The following is a 25877-nucleotide window of genomic DNA, read 5'->3' on the forward strand; positions in this document are numbered from 1 at the left end:
CGGAGGTGAGATGACCGCGACAATCGAGGTCACCGGACATGAGCAGCGGGAGGCCTGGGCGCAGAAAGTGCTCCCCCCGGTCGAAGAGGTCCGACCCGGCCTGTGGTCGATCCCCGTCCCGATGCCGAACAGTCCACTGCGCTACGTGCTCATCTACGCGCTGGCATTGCCGGACGGGCTGGCCCTGATCGACACCGGCTGGAACACCGACGAGTCCTGGCGAACCCTGGTCGACGGCATCCATGCGACCGGCCACGACGTCTCCGACGTCAAGCATGTCTCGGTGACCCATCTGCATCCCGATCACTTCGGCTTGGTGCCCCGTCTGCTGGAGCACGCCGACCCGGTGATCGCCATGCATCAGTTCGATGCACGCCATCTGCACCATCACACCGAGGACGAGATCGACCGCCAGATGGCGCAGTCGCATCGCGAACTCGAACAGCTCGGGTGTCCCACCGATGTCCCCGACAAGGGCATCCGCTCGTTCTCCCGGCTGCCGGACGGCCGGACGATGGACGTCGAGCTCGACAACGGTCAGCCGCTGAATCTGCCGGGGTGGAACGTGCGCGCCCTGTGGACACCGGGGCACACCGCCGGACATCTCTGCTTTGTCGACGAGGACGCGGGCGTGATCTTCACCGGGGACCATCTCCTCCCCCGGATCAGCCCGAACATCTCGACCAATCCGTTCCAGGAGAGCAACCCGCTCGCCGACTACCTGGTGTCGCTGGCGAACACCGAGCATCTGCCCGATCTGGAAGCGCTGCCCTCGCACGAGTATCGCTTCCGCGGGCTGTCCGACCGTGTCACCGCCCTACTCGGCCATCACGAGGAACGGCTCGACGAGATCACCGCGGCCGTGGCCGCGGATCCGGAGAGCACCGCGTGGGAGATCACCCGCTCGGTCACCTGGTCGCGGCCGTTCTCCGAGCTGTCTGTCGACCTCAGCCGCATGGCGGCGCGCGAGACCAACGCCCATCTCGTCGTGCTGCACCAGCGCGGCGTGCTCACCCCGACCGAAGGCGTGCCGACCCGATGGTCGGTCACCCCGAAGGACTCCACCACCGCTGCAGACAGGAGCGCCCGATGAGCGCTGTGCTCACCGAGTTCGCCGACGGCGTCGCCGTCATCACCATCAATCGCCCGGAGGCACGGAACGCCGTCAACCGCGAGGTCGCCGAGGGGATCGCCGCCGCGGTCGACGAACTCGACGCACGCGACGACATCACCGTCGGAATCCTCACCGGTGCGGGCGGGACGTTCTGCTCGGGCATGGATCTCAAGGCGTTCACCAAGGGAGAACGACCGAACGTCGAGGGTCGAGGTTTCGGTGGTCTGGTCGAGGCCCCGCCGGCCAAGCCGCTGATCGCCGCGGTCGAGGGCTGGGCCCTGGCAGGCGGATGCGAGTTGGCGTTGACCGCCGACCTGATCGTCGCCGCCCGTGACTCGAAGTTCGGGATCCCCGAGGTCAAGCGTGGTCTGGCGGCAGCCGCCGGTGGTCTGCAACGTCTGCCGAAGATCCTCCCGTATCAGCTGGCGATGGAGCTGGCGCTGACCGGCGATCCTCTTCCTGCCGAGCGGGCCCACCAGTACGGGCTGGTCAACCGGCTCGCCGAGCCGGGCGGCGCACTCGATGCAGCTCGCGAACTCGCGGGCACCATCGCGGCCAACGGTCCGCTGGCCGTGCGCGCCACCAAACAGGTGGTGTCGATGTCGATCCGGTACACCGACGCCGATCTGTTCACCGCGCAGTGGCAACACCTGGGACCGGTGTTCGCCTCCGAGGATGCCCAGGAAGGTGCGAAGGCCTTCGCGGAGAAGCGCGCTCCGCGGTGGACCGGTAAGTGATCTGCGAAGTCGGTGGTTGCGGCCGCTGAGCGCTCCGTACGATCTTGAGCGTGGACCTGCACCTCGTCACCTATTTCGTTGCGGTCGTCGATCACGGCGGGATCACCCGGGCTGCGCAGTCGCTCTACATCTCGCAGCCGTCGTTGTCGCAGGCCATCCGCACCCTGGAACGTCGGCTCGGGGTGACGCTGTTCGATCGCACCGGCCGCAGACTCGAACTCACCGAGGCCGGCCGCAAACTCGATGTCGCCGCCCGACGCATCCTCGCCGACGTCGATCGTGCCAAGGCGAAGGTCGACGCAGTCCGTGAGTTGCGCTCCGGACGCGTCGACATCGTCACCTACGCCGCCTTCAGCATCGACCCGTTGATCGACATGATCCGCGCGTTCCGCGAACGGTTCCCCCGTGTCGCGGCCCGCGTCGTCGCCGCCGACGGACCCAACGGGGTCCTCGCCGCGCTACGTCGTGGGGATGCCGAGGTCGGGCTGATGGACACCGAGGCCGAGCATGCGACGTTCACCGCCATCGGCCTCGGCACACAGGAGCTCGTCCTGGCGGCCCCACCCGAGTTGGCCGACGACCTCACCGAGCCGGTGCCCCGCGCGGCCGTGCGATCGGTACCTCTCGTCCTCGACGTCGGCGACCCCGGATTGGCGGTCGCCATCGACGATCTCGTCGACGCCGACACCTCCAATGTCGTCGTCGACTGCGCCCATCCGACGGCCACCTGGGATCTGGTCGAACGAGGCATCGGCGCGACGATCGCACCCCGCCTCGTCGCCGAGCAGCAGATGCCCGGTGCGCTGCGCTATGCGATCGACCCGCCGCTGTCGCGGTCGTTCGGGCTCGTCCTCCGATCCGGACAGCCGTCTCCTGCCGCGATGGCGTTCGTCGCGGTGGCCAAATCCCATGTCGGGATTCCCGCCGGGCAAACCGATTTCGGGGCGTGGTGACGATGGAACTCCGACAGGTCGAATACTTTCTCGCGGTCGCCGACCACGAGGGCATCGGTGGCGCCGCCGCCGCTCTCGGTGTTGCGCAACCGACTGTGTCCCAAGCACTCCGGGCGCTCGAACGGGAACTCGGCGTGCAGCTCTTCCATCGCATCGGCCGCGGGATGGTGCTCAGCTCCGCCGGCCGCACGATGGTCGGTCCGGCGCGCCAGATCGTGCGCGACGTCGGCGCCGTCGAGGGCATGTTGGCCGCCGCGTCCGACGAACTGACCGGACGGCTGGACATCCTGGCGTCGGCGTCCACCACGAGCGCGCCGATCGTCGACCTCGTGGCACGCTTCCGCCGCGAGAATCCCGGCGTCACGGTGCGTTTCGGCGAACTGCGTGACGAGACACTGGCGGCGTCGGTGATCGAGGACGGCCACTGCGAGTTCGTCGCCGCCCATCTGCCGATCGCGGGCGACGACCTGGAGGTCATCGTGCTGGGCGAGCAGGAGTACGTGCTGCTCTACCCGCCGGGCACCGACGTCCCCGAGGGGCCCATCCGGCTCGAGGAGCTTCCGTCGGTCCCGATGGTGTTCGTGCCGCGCGGCCAGTCGGTCGCCGACGAGATCGAGGAGGCGATCCGGGTCGCGGGCGCCCGCCCGCCGCTTGCCGTGTTGTCGGAGCACCGAGACGAACGTCTGCCCATGGTGCTGGCCGGGATCGGTGGCACGATGCTGGAGCGGTCGATGGCCGAGGCCGTCGCCGACCGCGCCGTGCTCCGCACGGTGGAACCCCGATTCGTGCGGCCGTTCGCGCTCGCATTCGATCCGAGCAGTCTGTCGGCCGTCGGACAGGCGTTCGTCGACCTGATCCGCGCCACCGTCGAACCCCCGCCCACAGGAATCTGATTCCCGCCGAGGGCAACCAGATTCACGCCCACAGCAACCACCACCCCGCTGACAGCAACCAAATTCACTTCCACAGCAACCGGATTCGCGCCGACGGCACCATGGTCCGCTGTGACGGCAGTCCCCACCCACACGACGACGCCCACCGTCGAACGTGTTCCGACGGTGGGCGTGGTGCACCGGTGGGTCAGTGCATCAGTCGACGCGTTCGAACACCGCGGCCAACCCCTGCCCGCCTCCGATGCACATCGTCTCCAGTCCGTAGCGCACCTCGCGGCGCTGCATCTCGCGAGCCAGCGAGGCCAGCATGCGACCGCCGGTCGCGCCGACCGGATGCCCCAACGAGATCCCCGAACCGTGCCCATTGGTGCGGTCGAAGTCGCCGCCTGCACCGAATCGCCCGAACCCCCACTCACGGGTCACCGCCAGCGCCTGCGCCGCGAACGCCTCGTTGAGTTCGATCAGATCGATGTCAGCAAGTGTCAGCCCGGCCTTGCCCAACGCCTTCTCCGTGGCCGGCACCGGACCGATGCCCATGGTGCGCGGAGCCACGCCCGCCAACCCCCACGACACCAGCCGGACCAGCGGCCGTAGCCCCGCACGTTCGGCCGCCTCCGGTGTAGTGACGATGCACATGGACGCGGCGTCGTTCTGTCCGCTCGCGTTGCCCGCGGTGACCGTGGCCTGCGCATCGGCCTTGCCCATGATCGGCTTCAACTTGGCCAGCGATTCCACCGAGACGTCGGGACGCGGATGCTCGTCGGTGTCGATGATCTGCTCGCCGGCCTTTCCGGGCACGGCCACCGGGATGATCTCGTCGGCGAGCACACCGTCCTTCTGCGCGCGCACGGCCCGCAGATGTGATTCGACGGCCAGCTCGTCCTGTTCGGCACGCGAGATCTCGTACTCCTTGCGGAGATTCTCGGCGGTCTCGATCATGCCGCCCGGCACCGGATAGTTCTTGCCTCCGGCCGTCGACCGCGCCCGAACCAAGCTGTCGTGCATGGCTATCCCGGTTCGCGCGCCACCCCACCGCATGTCGGTGGAGTAGAACGACGCGTTGCTCATCGACTCGGTGCCGCCGGCCACGACGATGTCGTTGTCCCCGGAGGACTCCTGATAGGCGGCCTGGATGACGGCCTGCAGCCCCGAACCGCACCGGCGGTCGATGTGCATGCCCGGCACAGTGATCGGCAGTCCGGCATCGAGCGCCACGACCCGACCGATCGCCGGCGCCTCGCTGTTACCGTTGCAGTGTCCGAGGATCACGTCTTCCACCGATTCGGGGGCCACCCCGGTGCGCTCCATCAACCCACGCAGCGCGGCCACCCCGAGGTCGACAGCGGTCAAGCTCTTGAACATGCCACCGTAGCGACCGATGGGGGTCCGGACGGGTTCACAGACGACGACGTCTCGCAGAACGCGATCTTTCATTGCAGGCCTTTCGTATTCGATGATCGGATGGTGTGGCGGTTCCGGTCACATGAAGCGGCCGCCGGTCACCTCGAGGACCGTGCCCGTCATGTACGACGACATGTCCGACGCCAGGAACAGGGCCACCGATGCGACCTCGTCGACCTCACCGGCGCGCTGCAGCGGGATCTCGGCCATCTTCTGATCCCACGCCTTCTGCGGCATCGCCTCGGTCATCGCCGACCGGATGAGGCCGGGCTGGATGGCGTTGACCCGAACACCGTGGTGCGCCATCTCTTTCCCGGCTGCCTTGGTCATGCCGACGATGCCCGCCTTGGCGGCCGAGTAATTGGTCTGACCGACCATCCCGACTTTTCCGGACAGCGACGAGATGTTCACGATGGCACCACGTTTCGCTTCGCGCATGATCGCCGCGGCCTTTCGTGTGCCATTCCAGGTGCCCTTGAGATGCACGGAGATGACGAGGTCGAAGTCCTCCTCGGTCATGGTGCGCATGGTCGCGTCGCGGGTGATGCCTGCGTTGTTGACCATGACATCCAGGGAGCCGAACCCGTCGATCGCCGCGGCCAGCAGCGCATCCACGTCCGACGCCTCGACGACGTTGCATCGCACCGCCCGTGCCACCTCGGCGCCACCGAGTGCGTCGACGGCCGCCTCGGCCGCCTCGAGGTTGAGATCACCGATCACCACTCGCGCACCGGCCTCGACGAAACTCTGCGCTATCGCGAACCCGATGCCTTGGGCGGCACCGGTGATGACGGCGGTACGTCCGTCGAGCAGTGGGGTGGTCTGGAGTGTCGGCATGATGGGAAATATCCTCTCGTACGGAGTCTCGATGCCGAATCTACGGCGCAAATCGCCTGTGAACCATGCCGTTGCCATACGGAACGGCTAACGGAGGATGCCGGAGTTCGTATTGGACACCAGACCCCATCGATCGCAGAGTGAACCCATGACAGGTGCCACAACCACATCGCAGGTGAGTCCGGAGGACTTCGCCGACATCCTCAGCCAGACACGCGAGTTCGTCCGCGACAAGGTCGTCCCACGTGAGCAGGAGATCCTCGACACGGACGCGATTCCGGACGACATCCGCCAGGCCGCCAAGGACATGGGCCTCTTCGGGTATGCGATCCCCCAGGAATGGGGCGGTCTCGGCCTCGATCTGACCCAGGACGTCGAGCTGGCGATGGAATTGGGCTACACCTCGTTGGCACTTCGATCGATGTTCGGCACCAACAACGGCATCGCCGGGCAGGTCCTGGTGGGCTTCGGGACCGACGAACAGAAGTCGACGTGGCTGGAGAAGATCGCATCCGGTGAGGTCGTGGCATCGTTTGCCCTCACCGAGCCCGGCGCGGGCTCGGATCCGGCCGGCCTGCGCACCAAGGCTGCCCGAGACGGTTCCGACTGGGTGATCACCGGTGAGAAGCGATTCATCACCAACGCCCCGCTCGCCGACCTGTTCGTCGTGTTCGCGCGCACGCGGCCCGCCGACTCCGACGGCACCGGCATCGCGGTCTTCCTGGTTCCCGCGGACACCGCCGGCATCACCGTCGGGACCAAGGATCGCAAGATGGGCCAGGAGGGCGCATGGACCTCCGACGTCCATTTCGACGACGTGCGGGTGCCGTCGTCGGCGCTGGTCGGCGGCAACGAGGACGTCGGATACCGGGCGGCCATGACCTCCCTGGCCCGCGGTCGGGTGCACATCGCCGCTCTGTCGGTGGGTACCGCGCAGCGCGCACTCGACGAATCGGTCTCCTGGGCCGCCACCGCCACCCAGGGCGGTACCGCGATCGGCGAGTTCCAGCTGGTCCAAGCGATGCTCGCGGATCAGCAGACCGGGGTGATGGCAGGCCGCGCGCTGGTGCGTGACGCGGCCCGCGCCTGGGTGGACGAGACCGACCGGCGCATCGCACCGTCGGCGGCCAAGTTGTTCTGCACCGAGATGGTCGGCAAAGTCGCCGACCTCGCCGTCCAGGTCCACGGCGGCAGCGGGTACATGCGCGACGTTCCTGTCGAGCGGATCTACCGCGACGTGCGACTGCTCCGCCTCTACGAGGGCACCAGCGAGATCCAGCGCCTCATCGTCGGGCGAAATCTCGTCAAACGCGCCCAGCGGGGCTGACGGCGTCGGCTGGATCTCGATACGCGGCCTCGCTGCGCTCGGACGCTACTCGATCGGCAGGGAAAGACCATCATCCGCCGGTCGAGTAGGCACCGAGGCGCCAGCCGAGGAACCGTATCGAGACCAACGCGCACAAGAGATCTCGATACGCGACCTCGCTACGCTCGGACGCTACTCGATCAACAGAAATGAGCCACCCCAGCGGGAAAGACCATCCCACCGCTGGTCGAGTAGGCACCGAGGCGCCAGCCGAGGAACCGTATCGAGACCAACGCGCACAAGAGATCTCGATACGCGACCTCGCTACGCTCGGACGCTACTCGATCAACAGAAATGAGCCACCCCAGCGGGAAAAGCCATCATCCGCTGGTCGAGTAGGCACCGAGGCGCCAGCCGAGGAGCCGTATCGAGACCCACACACACGAGGCCGCGTATCGAGACCGGCCAGATCAGCCGGCCGCCAAGCGTTCCCGGAGCGCGACCTTCTGGATCTTGCCCGCAGCAGAGGTGGGCAGGGCGTCGACGATGAACACGTCGCGAATCTTCTTGTACGGCAACACCTGCTCGGCGACAAAAGCCTGGACGACCTCGGGGTCGACGACATGTCCGGGCTTCGGCACCAGGAACGCGACCGGCTCCTGCCCCACGCTGCCCGCCTCCCGGGCGACCACGGCGGCCGAACCGACATCGGGGTGGGTCACCAGGATCTCTTCGAGCTCACGCGGATAGACGTTGTAGCCCTTGTAGATCAGCATGTCCTTGGCACGATCACAGATGTAGAGGTAACCGTCGTCGTCACGGAAGGCGATGTCACCGGTGTCCAGCCAACCGTCGACGTACTGCACCGCAGTGATCTCCGGATGGTTCAGATAGCCATCGGTGACCTGCGGACCGCGCACCCACAACTCGCCGCGTTCCCCGGCCCCGAGGACCACACCGGGCTCATCGACCGAACGGATCTGCACCTCGGTGTCGTACGTCGGCACCCCCACACTGCCCAAACGGTATTCGCCACCATCGGTCAGCGGCGCCGACGACACGAGGCAGGTCGCCTCGGTCAGTCCGTAACCTTCGACCACCGAACCGGACGGGAACGCGGCTTCGAGATGTTCGAGTGTCACGCGATCGATGGGCGCCGCCCCCGACGACACGACGCGCACCGACGACAGGTCGCGCACGGCCACGTCCGGATGTGTCGCGAGCGCATGCCACATGGCCGGGCTCCCGGTCACGTATGTCGCGCGATGCCGCTCGACGAGTTCCAGCATCCGGCCGGGCTCGAACCGCCCGGCCAGCACCTGCGTGGCACCGCACAACAGCAGGAACGACATGTTGATCAGGGCGTGCGCGTGGAACAGTGGGGACACCACCACGGTGGCCGCCTCGCCGGGCACCACGCCGCGCGCATCGGCGCCGTCACGTTTCTCCAGATGCACCAGACCGTCGTCGCCGACGACCACGGAATGTCCGGCCCGCCATCCGATCATCTGGGTGACGTTGGCGATCACGTTGCGGTGCAGCACGCGAACACCTTTGGACACCCCCGTGGTGCCACCGGTGAAGGCGAGATGCGCGACGTCCTCGGAGGTCACCGCCACCGCGGGCGCGGTGGTCCGACCCGCGACGAACGCGTCGAGGGTTCGGGTGCCGGGCACCGGGTCGGGTGAGTCGACCACCACGATGGTGCGCAACGCCGTCTCCTCGACCGCTTCCACCAGGCGGACCGCCTGATCCACCTGGGTGAAAGCCGCGACCGCACCCGTCTCCACGATCTGCCTGCGCAGTCCGGGCACCGGCTGCAACGGATTGACCAGGGTCACTGTGGCGCCCGCTCGCAGCGAACCGTAGTAGGCGACCACGAACTCGATGCTGTTGGACAGACGTAGCAGCACCACATCACGGTCGGCGACGCCGGCATCGCGCAGTGCCGCGGCCACCGCGGCCGATCGCGTGTCGAGATCGGCGTAGGTGATGGTCCGGTCACCGTCGACCACTGCCGCACGATTCCGATACAGCTTCGCCATACTCGGCGCCAACACGGCCATGGTGACGGCCGGGTAGTCGAGAACGGTTGCCGTGTCGGCAGTCATCGTGGTTCTGCTCTCTCCCGCACTCACCGCGGGGCCATACGGATCGCGCCGTCGAGGCGGATCGTCTCACCGTTGAGATACGCGTTTTCCAGCATCGACACCGCCAGTTGACCGAACTCCGACGGCTTGCCGAGTCGAGATGGATTCGGGATGCTGGCCGCCAACGACTCCCGCACGTCCTCTCGCAGACGCCCGAGTAGCGGCGTGTCCATGGTGCCGGGGGCGATCGTGTTGACGCGGATGTGCTTGCTGGCCAGGTCCCGCGCACCGACGATCGTCATCCCGACGATGCCCGCCTTGGAGGCGCTGTAGTTGATCTGACCGATCTGTCCCTCGAAGGCGGCGACCGACGCGGTCATCACGATCGCACCGCGCTCACCGTCGATCTCGTCGAGCCGGGCCATGCGTTCGGCCCCCAGCGACAACGCGTGGAACGACCCCACCAGGTTCAGTCGGATGACGAACTCGAAATCCTCTGCGGAACCTGCTCGCCCCTCCTTGTCGAGGATGCGCATGCGGCGTCCCGCGCCCGCACAGTGCACCAGGCCTCGCAGCCCGCCACGCGCGTCGGCGACATCGAGTGCGGCAGCGAATTGTTCGCGGTCGGTGATGTCTGCGGGTGCAAACGAGGCGGCCGCACCGAGCTCGTCGGCGACAGCCGAACCGTCGGACGTGGGCAGGTCGATCAGGGTGACGTTGCCACCGGCGTCGATCACCCGACGCGCGGTCGCGAGCCCCAGTCCGGACGCACCGCCGGTGATCGCCACGGACATTCCCTTGAGTTCCATTGTTGTGTTCCCTTGTTGCTCAGACGAGTTCGACGATGGTTGCGTTTGCCATACCACCGGCCTCGCACATCGACTGCAAACCGAATCGGATCGAGTTGTCGCGCATGTGATGAATCAGTCGGGTCATCAGGATGGCACCGGACCCACCCAGCGGATGACCGACCGCGATCGCACCGCCGAGCGGGTTCACCCGATCGGGATCGGCACCGGTCTCGATCTGCCACGCGAGCGGCACCGGCGCGAACGCCTCGTTGATCTCGAATGCGCCAATGTCGTCGATGCTGAGGCCGGATCGCTTGAGCGCCTTGGCCGTCGCCGCGATCGGTCCGGTCAACATGATCACCGGGTCGTCGGCGGCCACGGTCACGGTGTGCACCCGCGCGATGGGTGTCAACCCGTGTTCGGCTGCCATCTCACTCGTCATCACCAACAGTGCGCCCGCCCCGTCGGAGATCTGCGAGGCGTTGCCTGCGTGGATGACCCCGTCGTCGGCGAACGCAGGCTTGAGCGCGCCCATCGACTCGAGGGTGCCGCCGCGCCGGATGCCCTCGTCTCCTTCGAGGACACCCGTGATGGGCGCGAGCTGCCCGTCGAATGCTCCGGCGTCGGACGCGGTGGCCGCGAGTTCGTGTGAACGCAAGGAGAATTCGTCGAGCACCGTCCGGGTCAGACCCCACTTGTCGGCCATCATCTCGGCGCCGACCCCCTGGCTGAACCGATCCACTCCGTACCGGTCGAGGACCGTCGGCGGCTGGCTCTCCCCATTGGGCGCAGCACTACCCATCGGGACTCGACTCATCGACTCCACACCGCCGGCCACGACGATGTCCTGTTGACCGGAGACCACCGCGGCGGCGGCCATGCTCAGGGCCTGCTGGCTGGAGCCGCACGCCCGAGTGACCGTGGTACCGGGCACCGATTCGGGCCACCCGGCGGCCAGCACCGCCGTGCGCGCCACATTCCCGGCCTGCTCACCGGCCTGGCTGACGCACCCCCAGACCACATCGTCGACGAGCGTCGGGTCGATGCCGGTGCGCTCGACGAGCGCTTCGAGCACGTGCGCCGAGAGGTCTGCGGGGTGGATTCCGGACAGGGCGCCGCGACGACGCCCGATCGGGGTGCGGACGGCGTCGACGATCACTGCATCACGCATGGGTCTTTCCTTCTGGTCGTGAGCGATAACGGACTGGCGGTGTGTTCATCGCCCCTCTTGATTCCTCCATGAAGGGGGTTGGATCACAAGTTGTTTCACGCTCACGGTCGGATAGCCGCGGCCTATGGCGGGTCATCTTCCGGCCTCGGATTCACCGCGGACGGCGCCTCGGACCAGGACCTTGTCGCGTTCCGGGTCGCACAGGACGAGCGCGATCACCGCACACACCGCCGCGACGATGCCGAGGATATGGAACGCGCTCGCGTACCCCTGCGCCGGCGTGGACGCGGCGTCGACGATGACGCCGGTGGCATAGGGCGCCACCAGCCCGCCGATCGCCATGATGGCCAGGAAGACACCCAACGTCCCGGCCGTCTGGCGCGGCGGGCAGATCTCCGACACCGCGGCGTTTAGCAGCGGGAACACCACCGATGCGAACCCATAGCCGACCGACACGACGAGAACCGCCACGACCGGCGTGGAGACCGAGGGCAGTGTGCACAGCAGGACGCCGCTGATGAGCACCCCCACCGCGGGCACCACCACACGCACCCGGCGCGACGTGGTGCCCCGGGCGATGAGACGGTCCCCCGTGATCGACGTGATCAGCATCAGCGCCAGCCCGACCAACGACGGGAAGGCGAACATCGACCCGGATTCCAGCCGGCTGTAGCCGAGCCCCTTCTCGAAGTACGACGGCAGCCACGTCAGCACCACGGTGACCAGGGCATAGACACTCATCACCAGCAGTGCACCCCCGACGAATGTCCGGGAGCCGAGAATCCGCACCCACGGCACCGCCGGTTCTTCGGTGCTCGACGCCGTGGACGAGGCGGAGGCAGCCTTCCCACCGGCGATGTAGGGGCCGTCTGTCCACGTGACGAGCCAGACGACACACCACAGGGCGCCGGCGATCGCCAGGGCCAAGAGCGCGGCGCGCCACCCCAAGCTGACGGTGATCAGCGCGAGAACCGGTGCGACTGCGATCTTCGCGATCGATGCAGCACCCGCGAGCAGCGCACCCGGCAGCGCCCGTCGGGCCGGCGGATGCCACGAGTACGCGGCGGTGTGCAACAGCGCCGAACTCGGTCCCTCGGCCAGACCGAGGAACAATCGGCTGGCGATCAGCACCCCGAACGCGGCGACCGCGATCAGCGGCAACATCGCGACCGCCCAACACAGCGCCAGCACCATCAGCGCCCAGCGGAGGGTCAGCCAGCGGTTGAGGGCGCCTGCGAAGAAGCCGCCGATCGTGAAGGTCAGGAAGAACAGACTGCCGACCAGACCGATCTGCGACGACCGCAGACCGAGTTCGTCGGCCAACGGTTGCGCGATGATCCCGAGTACGGCCTTGTCGGCGTAGTTGACGACGTAGAGGGCAACCAGAAGAGACGTCAGACCCCAAGCGCGACGGCGTGATCCGGACGCACTGGGATCGGTCGGGACCGTGAGGTCCCCGGTCGCCGCCCTGGCGGCGGCACGGATGGACGGCATGATGCTCCTTGAAGGAGGAGGGGCGGGAAGAGGGATGCGGACCGGGATCGACGTGCCCTGGATCACACGCGTTCGATTGAACGTCGCGCCGCGAACGCGAGCAATGCCCGATACGCGAATCGACAGACTGCGTTTACCTATGCATCGTCGGGGTGGGTGATGCCACCTCACATCATTGGCTGGCGCTATCGCAGCATTAGTCGATCGTGTCGTTCCGTCGCGGCCCCGCGCGCGGCATGCTGGGAGTGTTCACCTCGACACCGTTCGTGCTCCCCTGCGGGCGCACACCGACTTCCGACGAGAGAGGCCCCATGACCCGCCTCGCACAGACTCTCGGTCTGACCGAGATCCAGACCGAGATCCTGGCGAACGTTCGCGCGTTCGTCGACAAACAGATCATCCCGAACGCCCAGGAACTCGAGCACTCCGACACCTATCCGACGGAGATCGTCGACGGTATGCGCGAGATGGGACTGTTCGGCCTGATGATCCCCGAGGAGTACGGCGGGCTCGGCGAGTCACTGCTCACCTACGCACTGTGCGTCGAGGAACTCGCTCGCGGCTGGATGAGCGTGTCCGGCGTCATCAACACCCACTTCATCGTCGCCTACATGCTCCGTCAGCACGGCACCGACGAACAGAAGAAGCGCTTCCTGCCGCGTATGGCAACCGGTGAGGTCCGTGGCGCGTTCTCGATGTCCGAACCCGAACTCGGCTCCGACGTCGCCGCCATCAAGACCACCGCCAAGCGTGACGCCGACGGCGGCTACACCATCAACGGCCAGAAGATGTGGCTCACCAACGGCGCCACGTCGACGCTCGTCGCGGCACTGGTGCGCACCGAGGAAGGCCACGAGAAGCCGCACAAGAACCTCACCACCTTCCTCGTGGAGAAGCCTGCGGGTTTCGGTGAAGTCGTTCCGGGCGTGACCATTCCGGGCAAGATCGACAAGATGGGCTACAAGGGTATCGACACCACCGAGCTCATCTTCGACGGCTATCGCTCCTCGGCCGACGACATACTCGGCGGCACACCCGGATTCGGCTTCGGCCAGATGATGGACGGTGTCGAGGTGGGCCGCGTCAACGTGTCGGCGCGCGCCTGCGGAATCGCCCAGCGGGCGTTCGAGCTCGCCGTCCGATATGCCCAGCAGCGCACCACGTTCGGCAAGCCGATCGCCGAGCATCAGGCGGTGGCGTTCAGCCTCGCCGAGATGGCAACCAAGGTGGAGGCCGCTCACCTGATGATGGTCAACGCGGCGCGTCTCAAGGATTCCGGCGAGCGCAACGACGTCGCCGCAGGTATGTCGAAGTACCTGTGCAGCGAATACTGCGCCGAGGTCACCCAGGCCAGCTTCCGCATCCACGGTGGCTACGGCTACTCCAAGGAATTCGAGATCGAACGCCTGATGCGCGAGGCACCGTTCCTGCTGATCGGTGAGGGCACCAGCGAGATCCAGAAACAGATCATCAGCAAGGGTCTCCTGCGCGAGTACCGCGAGAACTGATCTGCCGGTCGTCGAGACAACGACACCGCCACCGACACAGGGAGAAAAACCATGCAGCGCACCGTGTTCACCGACGATCACGAGGCCTTCCGCACGACCATCCGGGACTTCATCGCCAAAGAGGTGTCGCCCCAGTACCACGAATGGGAGAAGCAGGGTCATCCGCCACGTGAGTTCTACAACCGGCTCGGCGAACTCGGTGTTCTCGGGATCGAGGCGCCCGAGCAGTACGGTGGCGGCGGCGTAACCGATTTCACGTATTCGCTGGTCATCGCGGAAGAGACGTCCGCGGCCGGCGTGACGTTCGGCAGCTACTCGGTGCACTCGAACCTGATCCTCCCCTATCTGATGGAGCACGCCACCGAGGAGCAGAAACAGCGCTGGCTGCCCGGATTCTGTTCCGGTGACATCATGTTCGCCATCGCCATGACCGAGCCGGGCACCGGCTCCGACCTGGCGAACATCGCCACCACCGCCAAGTTGTCCGAGGACGGCAGCCATTACGTGCTCGACGGCGCCAAGACCTTCATCACCGGCGGCGCGCTGGCCGACCGGGTCCTGGTGGTCTGCCGGACCGCACCGTACGACGCCGCCGATCGACGGGCCGGGCTGTCGATCCTCGTCGTCGACACCGCATCAGAGGGTTTCGCCGTCGGACGCAAGCTCGAGAAAATCGGACTCAAGGCGTCCGACACGGCGGAATTGTCGTTCAGCTCGGTCAAGGTGCCCGTCACCGACCGTCTCGGTGACGAGGGCGCCGGGTTCTCCTACCTCACCCACAACCTCGCGCAGGAGCGTCTGACGATCGCGATCGGCGCCTCGGCGACCGCGGCCGCCGCAGTGCAGCACGCGCTTGCCTACACGAGGGAACGCGACGTGTTCGGCAAGCCGGTGGCCTCGTTTCAGAACACCAAGTTCGTTCTCGCCGAGTGTTCGGCGGACGTGGAGGCCATCCGGCAGTTCGTCGACCGCGCACTCGAGTTGCACAACGCCGGTGAGCTGACCGTGCCTGATGCCGCCCGCGTGAAGCTGTTCGCCACCGAGACGGCCGGGCGGGTCATCGACAAGTGCCTGCAGTTACACGGCGGCTACGGCTACATCCTCGAATACCCCATCGCGCGCTTGTACGCCGACACCCGGGTCTCGCGCATCTACGGCGGGACCAACGAGGTGATGAAGACGATCATCGCGAAGGATCTGGGACTCTAGCGCGCCCCCGCGGCGCGGTGACGGACCGGTGCGGACGGCAACGCCGCGAGACCGAGGCGTAATAGGCTCGGAGGCGTGTCGATTTACCAGCATGGGTTTGCACGCGTCACCGGGGCCGTCCCGGTCGTCTCGATCGCGGACCCGGTCCGCAACGCCGAACGCACGATCGAGCTGCTCCGCCGGGCCGCCGACGACGGGGCCGCCCTCGTCGTGTTCCCGGAACTCGGATTGTGCGGCTACAGCATCGACGATCTGGTCCAGCAGGATGCCCTGCTCGACGCATGCCTCATCGGGCTGCAGAGCATCGTCGAGGCCAGCAAGGGGTTACGGCCCCTGGTCGCGGTCGGCCTGCCGCTCGTGGTGGGCGACGGTCTGTACAACTGCGCCGCCGTGGTCCACGACGGCGAGGTCCTGGGCGTGGTGCCCAAGTCGTATCTGCCCAACTACCGCGAGTTCTACGAGCAGCGCTACTTCGCCGCCGCCCGCGATGCCGCGGTGACCACGGCGACGGTGCTGGGCACCGAGGTCCCGTTCGGTCCCGACCTGATCTTCGAGGCCGTCGACCTGCCTGATTTCCGGGTGCACGTGGAGATCTGCGAGGACGGCTGGGTGCCGATCCCGCCGAGCACGTGGGCCTCGTTGGCGGGCGCCACGATGCTGGTCAACCTGTCCGGTAGCCCGGTCACGGTCGGCAAGGAGTCATATCGGAAATCCTTGTGCACCAGCCATTCCGCACGCTGCGTCGCCGCACACATCTACGTCGCCGCGGGATTCGGCGAGTCCACGACCGACCTCGCGTGGGACGGCGATGCCCTCATCACCGAGAACGGCACGCTGCTCGCACGGACCGATCCGTTCACGATGACCGAGCAGACGATCACCGCGGACATCGACCTCGACCGGCTGCGTTCCGAACGTACCCGCATGATCAGTCTGCGCGATCAGGTCGGAGACTTCGCCGATGACCTGAAGCCGCTGCGCCGCATCCGGTTCCACCTCGGCCACACCGACAACGTGGACGACGAGCTGCGGCGTCGGGTGCCCCGGTTCCCGTTCGTGCCCGCCGACGCCGCCGACCGTGACATCCGATGCCGCGAGGTCGGCAACATCCAGGTGCAGGGCCTGGCCGCGCGGCTGCGCTCCACCGGTATCGACAAGATCGTCATCGGAGTGTCCGGCGGCCTCGACTCCACTCTCGCACTGCTCGTCGCCGTCGACACGTTCGACCGCCTCGGGCTGCCCCGCGAGAACATCCTCGCCTACACGATGCCCGGATTCGCCACCGGCACAGCCACATTGCGCCGTGCGCACATCCTGATGGACTCGCTCGGGGTGTCGGGTACCGAACTCGACATCCGACCTTCCTGCGAGCAGATGCTCGCCGATCTCGACCACCCGTATTCCCGTGGCGAGAAGGTCTACGACGTCACCTTCGAGAACGTGCAGGCCGGGGAACGGACATCTCACCTGTTCCGATTGGCCAACCACCATGGCGGCATCGTGTTGGGTACCGGCGACCTGTCGGAACTCGCGCTGGGTTGGTGCACCTACGGTGTCGGTGACCAGATGTCGCACTACAACGTGAACTCGTCGGTGCCGAAGACCCTGATCCAGCATCTGATCCGCTGGATGATCTCCACCAGCGCGTACTCGCAGGAGACCACCGACGTTCTCGCGGAGATCCTCGACGACGTCATCTCCCCCGAATTGGTCCCGGCAGGCGACGATGGGGAGGTCCAGAGCACCGAGGGCACCGTCGGCCCGTACGAGCTGCACGACTTCTTCCTGTACCACCTGACCCGGTTCGGTCACCGCCCCGCCAAGATCGCCTACCTAGCATCGTTCGCGTGGGGCGACCGCGATCGCGGCGCGTGGTCGGATCTCATCACCGTGCAGCGTCGCAACCAGTACGACCGAGCCACCATCGAGAGTTGGCTCGGCGTGTTCCTGAAACGCTTCATGAGCAGTCAGTTCAAACGCTCGGCGATGCCCAACGGCCCCAAGGTCGGTTCCGGCGGTTCACTATCGCCCCGCGGCGACTGGCGCTCCCCCTCGGACGCGAGCGCACGAACCTGGCTCGACGCACTCTGACGCCCGCAGCTCACCCCCACACGAGACACGGCCGCCGAGAGCAACCGATGACGCACGCGAACGACAATCGCCCTAGTCGCACGCCTCGAGTAGTTGTTTGAGTTCTTCGTCGAAGGCACGTGCGATGGCCCACACGTCGGGCGCTTGGTCGGTGCACGAGAGGATGCCGACGTTGAGGTGACCGTCGGCGGAGAACACCGTGATGTTGAGGCCCAGGCCGTGGAAGATCGGGCCGAGCGGGTAGACGGCGGTGACCCGTGCACCGAGGAAGTACATCGGGAAGTCGGGTCCGGCGACATTGGAGATGAGCGCGTTGAAGATCGGTGGGTGCCGCAGCGACAACCGCTTGTCGCCGTAGACCTTCATCATGGTGGCCATGGTGGTGCCCGGGGCGAACTGCGCCCAGGCGCGCAACATGTTGGCGTCGATGTCGGCGTGATGCGCCTTGGACTTGCGGGCCAGTTCGGCTGCCGTCTCCACTCGCTCCACGGGATCGGCGAGATCGGTGGGCAGCAGGGTGAACATCCCGGTCACCTTGTTGGTGCCGCCGGTGACCAGTGCGCTCTCGTCGGCTCCGTGCACAGACACCGGGACCATGCCGACCAGCGGTTGTTCCGGGAGTTCGTCGTGTTCGATCAGGTAGGAGCGCAACGCACCGCCGGTCATCGCCAGCACCACGTCGTTGATCTTGACCCCGAAGCGGTTCTTGACGCGCTTGATGTCGTCGAGCGACAACTGAGTGAGCGCGATGGAACGGTGCGGACTGATCGGAGCGTTGAATCGCGTCCGCGGCGCCTGGAACGGTGCGGGCATCGCAGTGTCGGCCCGTGATCGCTGCAGCCAGCCGATCGGCACGCGGACGGTGTCGGGGATCAACCGCGCCAGGGCGATCGGGCGCTGGATCAGATAGTTGACGGCGCCGGTGACGGCCATCGTCGTCCGCGACGATCCGCCCGCGGTCTCCTGGACCCGGTCCGGGTCGAGATCGGGCGCCTCGGGTGTGAGCGTGCACATCTGGGCGAGCAGCTCGGCGCTCGTCACCCCGTCGACGCCCGCGTGATGGATGCGCAGCATGGCCGCGACCTTGCCGTCGGCCATGCCCTCGATGACCCACAATTCCCAGAGCGGTTTGCCCCGGTCGAGGGTCTGTCCCGCCAGATGGCCGCACAGGTCGGCCATCTCGGCCTCGCCCCCGGGCGCCGGTACGGCCACGCGGTGGACGTGACGCTGGATGTCGAAATCGTCGTCCTCGATCCACACCGGGTGGTCGATGTTGAGCAGTGAATTGTCGAGTTTGCGACGGAATGCCGGCATGCCCGCGATCCGGCGTTCGAGTTCGTCACGCAGTTTGGTGAAGGTGTATCCGCCCGGCACGGTGCTCGGATCGATCTCGAGGATCCCGATCACGTGCATGAGTTGCGAGCGCGTCTCCAGGTACAGAAAAGATGCGTCGAGTCCACTGAGCCGCTGCATTGCGCCACCAATCTCGTTCCCGCCGCCGCCTCCGGCGGACGTCACCCAGCGGATGCCCGTTCCCCCGTCGGCACCCTTGCCACAATCATGCCGGAAGGATGAGGCGCGTCGGGCCGATCGGCGTACGTTGGCCCACATGCACCACCACCTGAACGTGGATCGACGTGATGTGGCCGGTGTTCCGGTCAGTGCGAACCCGGTGTTCACCCGTCCGGGTGAGGCCAGCGATTTCCCCCGCTTCGAGATGCCTGCGCAACCGTCGCTGCCCGAGACGGCCTATCAGATCGTGCGCGACGAGATGATGCTCGACGGCAACGCCCGGCAGAATCTCGCCACCTTCGTCGGCACCTGGATGGACGATCATGCCAACCGCCTCTATCTGGAGGCCGCCGACAAGAACATGATCGACAAGGACGAGTACCCGCAGACGGCTGCCATCGAGACCCGTTGCTGGACAATACTTGCCGACCTGTGGAATGCGCCGGACCCGACCTCGGCGATCGGTACGTCGACGATCGGTTCGTCGGAGGCCGCGATGCTCGGCGGACTCGCGCTCAAACGCCGATGGGCCGAGCGACGCAAGGCCGACGGCGGCACCGTCGGAACCCCGAACCTGATCATGTCGTCTGCGGTGCAGGTCTGCTGGGAGAAGTTCTGCAACTATTTCGAGATCGAGCCCCGCTATGTGCCGGTCACCGAGGAGCATCCGGTTCTCGACGGACACGACCTGGCGTCCTATGTCGACGAGAACACGATCGGTGTCGTGGCGATCATGGGTGTCACCTACACGGGCGCCTACGAACCGGTCACCGAGATCGCCGCGGCCCTCGACGAGGTCCAGAGCAAGACCGGTCTCGACATCCCGATCCACATCGACGGCGCGTCGGGCGCGGCCATCGCGCCGTTCCTGCAGCCCGATCTCGACTGGGATTTCCGGGTGCCGCGGGTCGCGTCGATCAACATGTCCGGCCACAAGTACGGACTCGTCTACCCGGGGATCGGTTGGGTGGTGTGGCGTGACGCCGCGTTGCTGCCGGAAAGCCTGGTGTTCCGGGTCAGTTATCTCGGCGGCAACATGCCGACCTTTGCGCTCAACTTCTCCCGACCGGGCGCGCAGGTGCTGCTGCAGTACTACCAATTCCTGCGGCTGGGCTTCGAGGGTTATCGCGCGGTCCAACAGAACTGTCAGGACGTCGCCACATATCTGTCGTCGAAGATCGGCGCGATGAAGCAGTTCACCCTGCGCAGCGCCGGCACCGACATCCCGGTCTTCGCCTGGCAGCTGACCCCGGGGCACACCGACAACTGGAATCTCTATCACCTGTCGGCACAGCTGCGCGAACACGGCTGGCTGGTCCCCGCCTACCCGCTGCCCGACAACCTGGGCGACCAGATCGTCCAGCGGATCGTGGTGCGTAACGGCCTCTCGCACGATCTGGCCGCCAACCTCATCCGCGACCTGCGTGAGTGCGTCGAGTATCTGGACAGTCTCGACGGTCCGATGCCCGCGCCACGGGTGACCGACGCGTTCCACCATTGAGCCGCAGAACTAGAACTTGTTCTAGTAGGCTCTGCTCTCGATGAGCACCTTCACACACGCCGAACTCGACACGGCCTTCGCCGACTTCCAGCGCACCGTCGCCGAGATCGCCGTCAGTCGCGACTGGGACCGATACGCCGACATGTTCACCGTCGACGCCGACTACATCGAGCACGCACTGGGCACGATGTCCGGCCGTGACGAGATCCGCGCCTGGATCTGGAAGACGATGACGACCTTCCCGGGCAGCCACATGACCGCGTTCCCGTCGCTGTGGCACGTCGTCGACGCCCCGACCGGCCGCGTGATCTGCGAAGTCGACAACCCGATGCGCGATCCCGGCGACGGATCGCTCATCACCGCCACGAATCTCACCATCCTCACCTATGCGGGCGACGGGCTGTGGCAGTGCGAAGAAGACGTCTACAACCCCCTGGAGTTCGGGCAGGCCGCCATGAAGTGGTGTCAGAAGGCCGCGTCACTGGGTAGCCTTGATGATGCTGCGGCCCGATGGATGGAGACCACGGGGGCGATGTTCACCCGGCGCTGATGCCGCACGAACACGGTGACCGACGACACCCGTCGAGGACGTAACGGGAGAACGTCACGGTTACGATTCCGTAGGTACGGGCTTGGGTCGATTCCCCCGAGTGCCGTACGCTGGACCACTGATCATCCATGCCGGACACCGCCCATCGTCCCGACCGGCATGACATGCCGAGCACCGTTCGGAGGAACACAAATGGCACGCGAGCTGACCCAACTCGAGCTCCTCAAAGAGCTTGCGCCCGTCGCCGAGGACAACGTCAATCGCCACCTGAAGACCGCCAAGGACTGGAATCCGCACGACTATGTGCCGTGGGACGAGGGCAAGAACTACGCGGCACTCGGCGGTTCCGACTGGGATCCGGAACAGTCGCGACTCGACGAGGTCGCCAAGGCGGCGATGGTCACCAACCTGCTCACCGAGGACAACCTGCCCTCCTATCACCGGGTCATTGCCGAGAACTTCTCGATGGATTCGGCGTGGGGCCACTGGGTGGGCCGCTGGACCGCCGAGGAGAACCGCCACGGCATCGTGATGCGCGACTACCTCGTGGTGACCCGCGGCGTGGACCCGGTCGCCCTCGAAGAGGCGCGGATGATCCACATGACCAATGGCTACGACCCGATGCTCGCCGCCGCCGGACGCGTCGAGGAACTCGAAGAGCACGCCGACGAACTGGGCATCCTGCACTCCGTCGCCTACGTCACCTTCCAGGAGCTGGCCACCCGTGTCAGCCATCGCAACACCGGCAAGGCGTGCAACGACCCGATCGCCGACCGGATGCTGCAGCGCATCGCCGCAGACGAGAACCTGCACATGATCTTCTACCGCAACATCTGCGGCGCGGGCATGGACATCAGCCCCGACCAGACGCTGCGTGCGGTGACCGACATCGTCACCAACTTCCAGATGCCGGGCGCCGGTATGCCGAACTTCCGTCGCAACGGCGTCCTGATGGCCAAGCACGGCATCTACGACCTCCGTCAGCACCTCGAGGAGGTCATCATGCCGGTGCTGCGCAAGTGGAAGGTCTTCGAGCGCGACGATTTCAGCAGCGAAGGCGAGCGGACCCGCGAAGAGCTGGCCGCCTTCCTCGAGCAGCTCGAGAAGGACACCATCCGCTTCGAGGAGATGCGCGACCGTTCGCTCGCCCGCGAAGCCAAGAAGCGAGAGCAGCGGGCATCCTGAGCACCACACTCGACACCAGCCGACCGGCGTCCTCAGCACCAACCGAGGGCGCCGGTTCGGCGTCTGCGCTGCAGGCCTCGGGAATCGCCAAGCGCGCCTTGCGCATCGGCCCGTTCGAACTCGCCAGCCCGGTGGTCCTCGCCCCGATGGCCGGTGTCACCAACGTCGCCTTCCGCACCCTGTGTCGCGAGCTCGAACTGGCCCGCACCGGCACGGTCTCCGGACTGTACGTGTGCGAGATGGTCACCGCCCGTGCGCTCGTCGAGCGGCACCCGGTCACCATGCACATGACCACCTTCGGGCCCGACGAGAACCCGCGGTCGATGCAGCTCTACACCGTCGACCCCGAGAACACCTACGCGGCCGCCAAGATGATCGTCGACGAGGACCTCGCCGACCACATCGACATGAACTTCGGCTGCCCGGTCCCCAAGGTGACCCGCAAGGGCGGCGGTTCGGCAATTCCCTTCAAGCGCAAGCTTTTCCGGCGTATCGTCGCAGCCGCCGTCAAGGCCACCGAAGGCACCGACATCCCGGTCACGGTGAAGTTCCGCATCGGCATCGACGACGACCACCACACACACCTCGACGCCGGGCGCATCGCTGCCGAGGAGGGCGCACAGGCGGTTGCCCTGCATGCCCGCACCGCATCGCAGCGATACTCGGGCACCGCCGACTGGGACGAGATCGCCCGACTCAAGGAGCACGTGACCGATGTCCCGGTGCTCGGCAACGGAGACATCTTCGAACCCGCCGACGCCGTGGAGATGATGCGTCGCACCGGCTGCGACGGCGTCGTGATCGGCCGCGGCTGCCTGGGCCGGCCCTGGTTGTTCGCCGAGCTGTCGGCCGAACTGAACGGTCTCGAGCCGCCACCCCCGCCGAATCTCGGCGGTGTGGCGGAAATCATCGTCCGGCACGGCCAACTCCTCGCCGACCATCACGGTGAGAACAAGGGCATGCGTGAGATGCGCAAGCATGTCGCCTGGTACCTGCGTGGGTTCCCGGCCGGTTCGGATCTGCGGAATCGACTCGCCCTGGTCAGCACCCTCGATGAGCTGGGCGAACTGGTGCACAGCCTGCCCGCCGACGCCGCGTTTCCCGAGGACGGTCACGGCCCGCGCGGTCGGCAGGGTTCACCGGCCAAGGTCGCACTGCCCGAAGGATGGCTCGACGACCCCGACGAGGACGTCGTCCCCGTGGGCGCCGAGATCATGCATTCCGGCGGCTGACCTCGAATTCTTCACCGGCCACGCAGTGGCTGAGACATCTTCTCAGGTGCGATCAGTAATATGTCCCGAAGGCCCCGCGACCTGCGGGGCCCTGTCATGGTGCGCCGCGGCAGCCCAAACGCGCGGCGCTGCACACGTTCTTGGGTCAAGGGGATCAGCAGTTGAGTCGTAGGACATCCGGACCGGGCAACCCGCCCGACGAGGGCGGAAAGCCCCGTCGGAGTCGGCGTGCGGGCCGCTCCGGCGGCGCCAACGACTTCAGGGAGCGCTACGGCGAAGCCCGCCCCAACGACATCCCGGCGCACGGCTCGCTGCACGAACCGCGCGCCAGCGACCGCTACGTCCGAGGCCGCACCCGGCTCACCGTCCGTGAGCTGATGGAACAGATGAATGCCGGTGACCCCGGCACCGGCGCACAGCCGGCTGGGCAGCCTCCCGCCGACGAGAACCCCACCGCGGTTCATCGACTCGACGACCTGCAGGCATTCCCCGGCGGTAACGACGTCACCCAGAAGATCCCGACGGTCCGCCCCGGCGCACCGATTGGCGACGTCGGGGTGGACCTCTCCGACGACGCCACGCGGGCGCGGGCCACCGAGGAGTCGCGTGGCCAGGCGCCGGGCACCGGCCCGATCCCGACCACGACCGACCCGTCGGCGCCGCCGCTGCAGCGCACACCCGACCTCTCCGACACGATCCCGCCCCGCTCGCGGCCGCTGCATGTGCCGGGGCCGCAGGAGCGCCGCCGCAATCTGACCCGCAACGCCACCGTCGGCGGGCGTGTCCTGGTCGCGGTCGCCTGCGTGATGGCACTCGTCGGCACCGGATTCGTGTGGGGATATCTGCAGTCCTGGGACGGGAACTGGAAGACCATCAACGCGGTCAACCCGGAAGACTCCAACATCCGCAAGAAGGATGCGCAGTACGGCGACGAGAACTACCTCATCGTCGGCACCGACACCCGCTCGGGCCAGAACTCCAAGGTGGGTGCGGGTACCACCGCCGACGCCGAGGGCGCGCGGTCGGACACCGTCATCCTGGTCAACATCCCGGCCAATCGCAGCCGCGTCGTCGCGGTCTCGTTCCCGCGTGACCTGCAGGTCGACCGACCGGATTGCCAGACCTGGGACAACGCCAAGGGCAGTTACGGAACCGACCTGCCGGGAGCGTCCGGGGTCAAGCTCAACAGCGTCTACGCCGACGGCGGACCGAAGTGCCTCGTCTCGATGATCACCCAGATGAGCGGGCTGAACATCAACCACTTCATCGCCATGGACTTCGTCGGCTTCGAGAAGGTCGTGAAGGCCGTCGGCGGGGTGCAGGTCTGTTCTCCCACGCCGCTCTACGACTACGAACTCGGACAGGTGCTGCGTAAGGGGGGCACGCAGAAGCTCACCGGCAAACGCGCGCTGAACTACGTGCGGGCCCGCAACATCGCTTCGGAGGGCAACGGCGACTACGGCCGAATCAAGCGCCAGCAGCTCTTCATGTCGTCGCTGCTGCGTTCGACGCTGTCGGGCAACGTGTTGTCCAACCCGAACAAGCTGAACAGCATCGTCAACACCTTCATCCAGTACAGCTTCGTCGACGGCGTCGACACCCAGTCACTGCTCAGACTCGCGGAGTCGATGCAGGGTATCGAGGCCGGCCGGGTCACGTTCCTGACCATCCCGACGTCGGGGACCTCGACCGACGGGCTCAACAACGAGATCCCCCGCACCGACGACATCGACAACATCTTCAACGCGATCATCGACGACCAGCAGTTGCCCGGTGAGAAGGCCAAGCAGAAGGCCGCCGGGTCGTCGAGCAAGAAGTCGTCGTCCTCATCCAGCAGCGCGGCGGGCTCCAGCAGTTCACCCGCGACGCCGAGCCGGGTGTCGGCCACCGCGCAGTCCCCCGGCAACGTCGGCGTCCGCGTCCTCAACGGGAGCGGCAGCAGCGGGATTGCTGCCCAGGTCTCCGACCAGTTGGTGCCGCTCGGCTTCGACGTGCGTGGCGTCGGCGATGCCTCGGAGAACCGCGACGACACGGTGATCCGCTACGGCGTGGGCGAGCAGGATTCGGCAGCCACACTGGCCGAGATGTTCCCCGGCGCATCGATCCAGCTAGACCGCACGGTGAAGTCCGGCGTCGAGGTGATCGTGGGCCGCGACTACGACGGTTCGATCGGGTCCACGCCCGATGTCGGCGCCACGCTCTCGGTGTCCCAGCTGCCCGCGTCGACCAGTTCGTCGGCATTGCCCAACGATCTCGCGGTCACCAACGCGGGTGACACCACCTGCTCCTGACCTGCGACGAC

At 66.7% G+C, this 25877-nt stretch carries 20 protein-coding genes; 13 read left to right on the forward strand and 7 right to left on the reverse strand.

All coding sequences use genetic code 11. From position 1 onward, the window contains the following. Positions 1-10: 10 nt before the first annotated feature. Genes AAFP35_RS13395 through AAFP35_RS13410 form a run of 4 tightly spaced genes read left to right on the forward strand, consistent with a single transcriptional unit; the run spans position 11 to position 3697 of the window. On the forward strand, positions 11-1093 hold the full coding sequence (locus tag AAFP35_RS13395) for an MBL fold metallo-hydrolase (RefSeq protein ID WP_419222116.1): 1083 nt from the start codon (positions 11-13) through the stop codon (positions 1091-1093). Further along, positions 1090-1851: a crotonase/enoyl-CoA hydratase family protein gene (locus AAFP35_RS13400; protein ID WP_419222117.1), complete on the forward strand. Its 762-nt coding sequence runs from the start codon at positions 1090-1092 to the stop codon at positions 1849-1851. Before AAFP35_RS13395 ends, AAFP35_RS13400 begins: the two co-directional genes overlap by 4 nt. Positions 1852-1901: 50 nt before the next feature. Next, complete coding sequence (locus AAFP35_RS13405) at positions 1902-2804, forward strand: LysR family transcriptional regulator (RefSeq protein ID WP_419222118.1); 903 nt, start codon at positions 1902-1904, stop codon at positions 2802-2804. Positions 2805-2806: 2 nt separating this feature from the next. Continuing rightward, entirely contained in the window at positions 2807-3697 is an 891-nt protein-coding gene (locus AAFP35_RS13410; RefSeq protein WP_419222119.1) for a LysR family transcriptional regulator, read from the forward strand. Positions 3698-3892: 195 nt separating this feature from the next. Here AAFP35_RS13410 and AAFP35_RS13415 read toward each other — a convergent pair whose 3' ends face one another. Together AAFP35_RS13415 and fabG are read right to left on the reverse strand one after the other, a co-directional pair. Beyond that, entirely contained in the window at positions 3893-5116 is a 1224-nt protein-coding gene (locus tag AAFP35_RS13415; protein ID WP_419222255.1) for an acetyl-CoA C-acetyltransferase, read from the reverse strand. Between the two features lie 60 nt (positions 5117-5176). Beyond that, positions 5177-5935: a 3-oxoacyl-ACP reductase FabG gene (fabG, locus tag AAFP35_RS13420; protein ID WP_419222120.1), complete on the reverse strand. Its 759-nt coding sequence runs from the start codon at positions 5933-5935 to the stop codon at positions 5177-5179. A gap of 148 nt (positions 5936-6083) precedes the next feature. On the opposite strand from fabG, the gene AAFP35_RS13425 reads away from it, so the two are divergent. Further along, complete coding sequence (locus AAFP35_RS13425; protein WP_419222121.1) at positions 6084-7262, forward strand: acyl-CoA dehydrogenase family protein; 1179 nt, start codon at positions 6084-6086, stop codon at positions 7260-7262. 449 nt (positions 7263-7711) lie between these two features. On the opposite strand, the gene AAFP35_RS13430 is transcribed toward AAFP35_RS13425, so the two are convergent. The 4 genes from AAFP35_RS13430 to AAFP35_RS13445 form a co-directional block, all read right to left on the reverse strand. Further along, positions 7712-9352 (reverse strand): class I adenylate-forming enzyme family protein, encoded by a 1641-nt coding sequence (locus tag AAFP35_RS13430; RefSeq protein WP_419222122.1) that lies wholly within the window; start codon positions 9350-9352, stop codon positions 7712-7714. A gap of 23 nt (positions 9353-9375) precedes the next feature. Continuing rightward, complete coding sequence (locus AAFP35_RS13435) at positions 9376-10140, reverse strand: SDR family NAD(P)-dependent oxidoreductase (protein ID WP_419222123.1); 765 nt, start codon at positions 10138-10140, stop codon at positions 9376-9378. A 19-nt stretch (positions 10141-10159) separates the two neighbouring features. Further along, on the reverse strand, positions 10160-11293 hold the full coding sequence (locus tag AAFP35_RS13440) for a thiolase family protein (protein ID WP_419222124.1): 1134 nt from the start codon (positions 11291-11293) through the stop codon (positions 10160-10162). Between the two features lie 132 nt (positions 11294-11425). Beyond that, a complete protein-coding gene (locus AAFP35_RS13445) occupies positions 11426-12787 on the reverse strand; it encodes an MFS transporter (RefSeq protein WP_419222125.1) in 1362 nt (453 codons plus the stop codon). Between the two features lie 311 nt (positions 12788-13098). Here AAFP35_RS13445 and AAFP35_RS13450 point away from each other — a divergent pair, with 311 nt between their 5' ends. The 3 genes from AAFP35_RS13450 to AAFP35_RS13460 all read left to right on the forward strand — a co-directional run bounded on the left by AAFP35_RS13450 (position 13099) and on the right by AAFP35_RS13460 (position 17595). Then, the gene (locus AAFP35_RS13450; RefSeq protein WP_419222126.1) at positions 13099-14295 is read left to right on the forward strand and encodes an acyl-CoA dehydrogenase family protein; all 1197 of its coding nucleotides are present in this window, start codon (positions 13099-13101) and stop codon (positions 14293-14295) included. Positions 14296-14346: 51 nt separating this feature from the next. Continuing rightward, positions 14347-15504 carry an acyl-CoA dehydrogenase family protein gene (locus AAFP35_RS13455; protein ID WP_419222127.1) on the forward strand — a complete coding sequence of 386 codons (1158 nt, stop codon included), beginning with the start codon at positions 14347-14349 and terminating at the stop codon, positions 15502-15504. A gap of 75 nt (positions 15505-15579) precedes the next feature. Continuing rightward, a complete protein-coding gene (locus tag AAFP35_RS13460; protein WP_419222128.1) occupies positions 15580-17595 on the forward strand; it encodes an NAD(+) synthase in 2016 nt (671 codons plus the stop codon). A 72-nt stretch (positions 17596-17667) separates the two neighbouring features. Here AAFP35_RS13460 and AAFP35_RS13465 read toward each other — a convergent pair whose 3' ends face one another. Then, positions 17668-19068 carry a WS/DGAT/MGAT family O-acyltransferase gene (locus AAFP35_RS13465; protein WP_419222129.1) on the reverse strand — a complete coding sequence of 467 codons (1401 nt, stop codon included), beginning with the start codon at positions 19066-19068 and terminating at the stop codon, positions 17668-17670. A gap of 136 nt (positions 19069-19204) precedes the next feature. On the opposite strand from AAFP35_RS13465, the gene AAFP35_RS13470 reads away from it, so the two are divergent. The 5 genes from AAFP35_RS13470 (at position 19205) to AAFP35_RS13490 (ending at position 25866) form a co-directional block, all read left to right on the forward strand. Further along, complete coding sequence (locus AAFP35_RS13470) at positions 19205-20608, forward strand: glutamate decarboxylase (protein ID WP_419222130.1); 1404 nt, start codon at positions 19205-19207, stop codon at positions 20606-20608. A 40-nt stretch (positions 20609-20648) separates the two neighbouring features. Then, positions 20649-21158 carry a nuclear transport factor 2 family protein gene (locus tag AAFP35_RS13475; protein WP_419222131.1) on the forward strand — a complete coding sequence of 170 codons (510 nt, stop codon included), beginning with the start codon at positions 20649-20651 and terminating at the stop codon, positions 21156-21158. A gap of 192 nt (positions 21159-21350) precedes the next feature. Next, positions 21351-22343 (forward strand): acyl-ACP desaturase, encoded by a 993-nt coding sequence (locus AAFP35_RS13480; RefSeq protein ID WP_419222132.1) that lies wholly within the window; start codon positions 21351-21353, stop codon positions 22341-22343. Positions 22344-22411: 68 nt separating this feature from the next. After that, positions 22412-23575 carry a tRNA dihydrouridine synthase DusB gene (dusB, locus tag AAFP35_RS13485; RefSeq protein ID WP_419222256.1) on the forward strand — a complete coding sequence of 388 codons (1164 nt, stop codon included), beginning with the start codon at positions 22412-22414 and terminating at the stop codon, positions 23573-23575. A gap of 161 nt (positions 23576-23736) precedes the next feature. Then, positions 23737-25866: an LCP family protein gene (locus tag AAFP35_RS13490; protein WP_419222133.1), complete on the forward strand. Its 2130-nt coding sequence runs from the start codon at positions 23737-23739 to the stop codon at positions 25864-25866. Positions 25867-25877: the final 11 nt, after the last annotated feature.

This window comes from Gordonia sp. CPCC 206044, from assembly GCF_048537895.1.
Lineage (GTDB): Bacteria > Actinomycetota > Actinomycetes > Mycobacteriales > Mycobacteriaceae > Gordonia.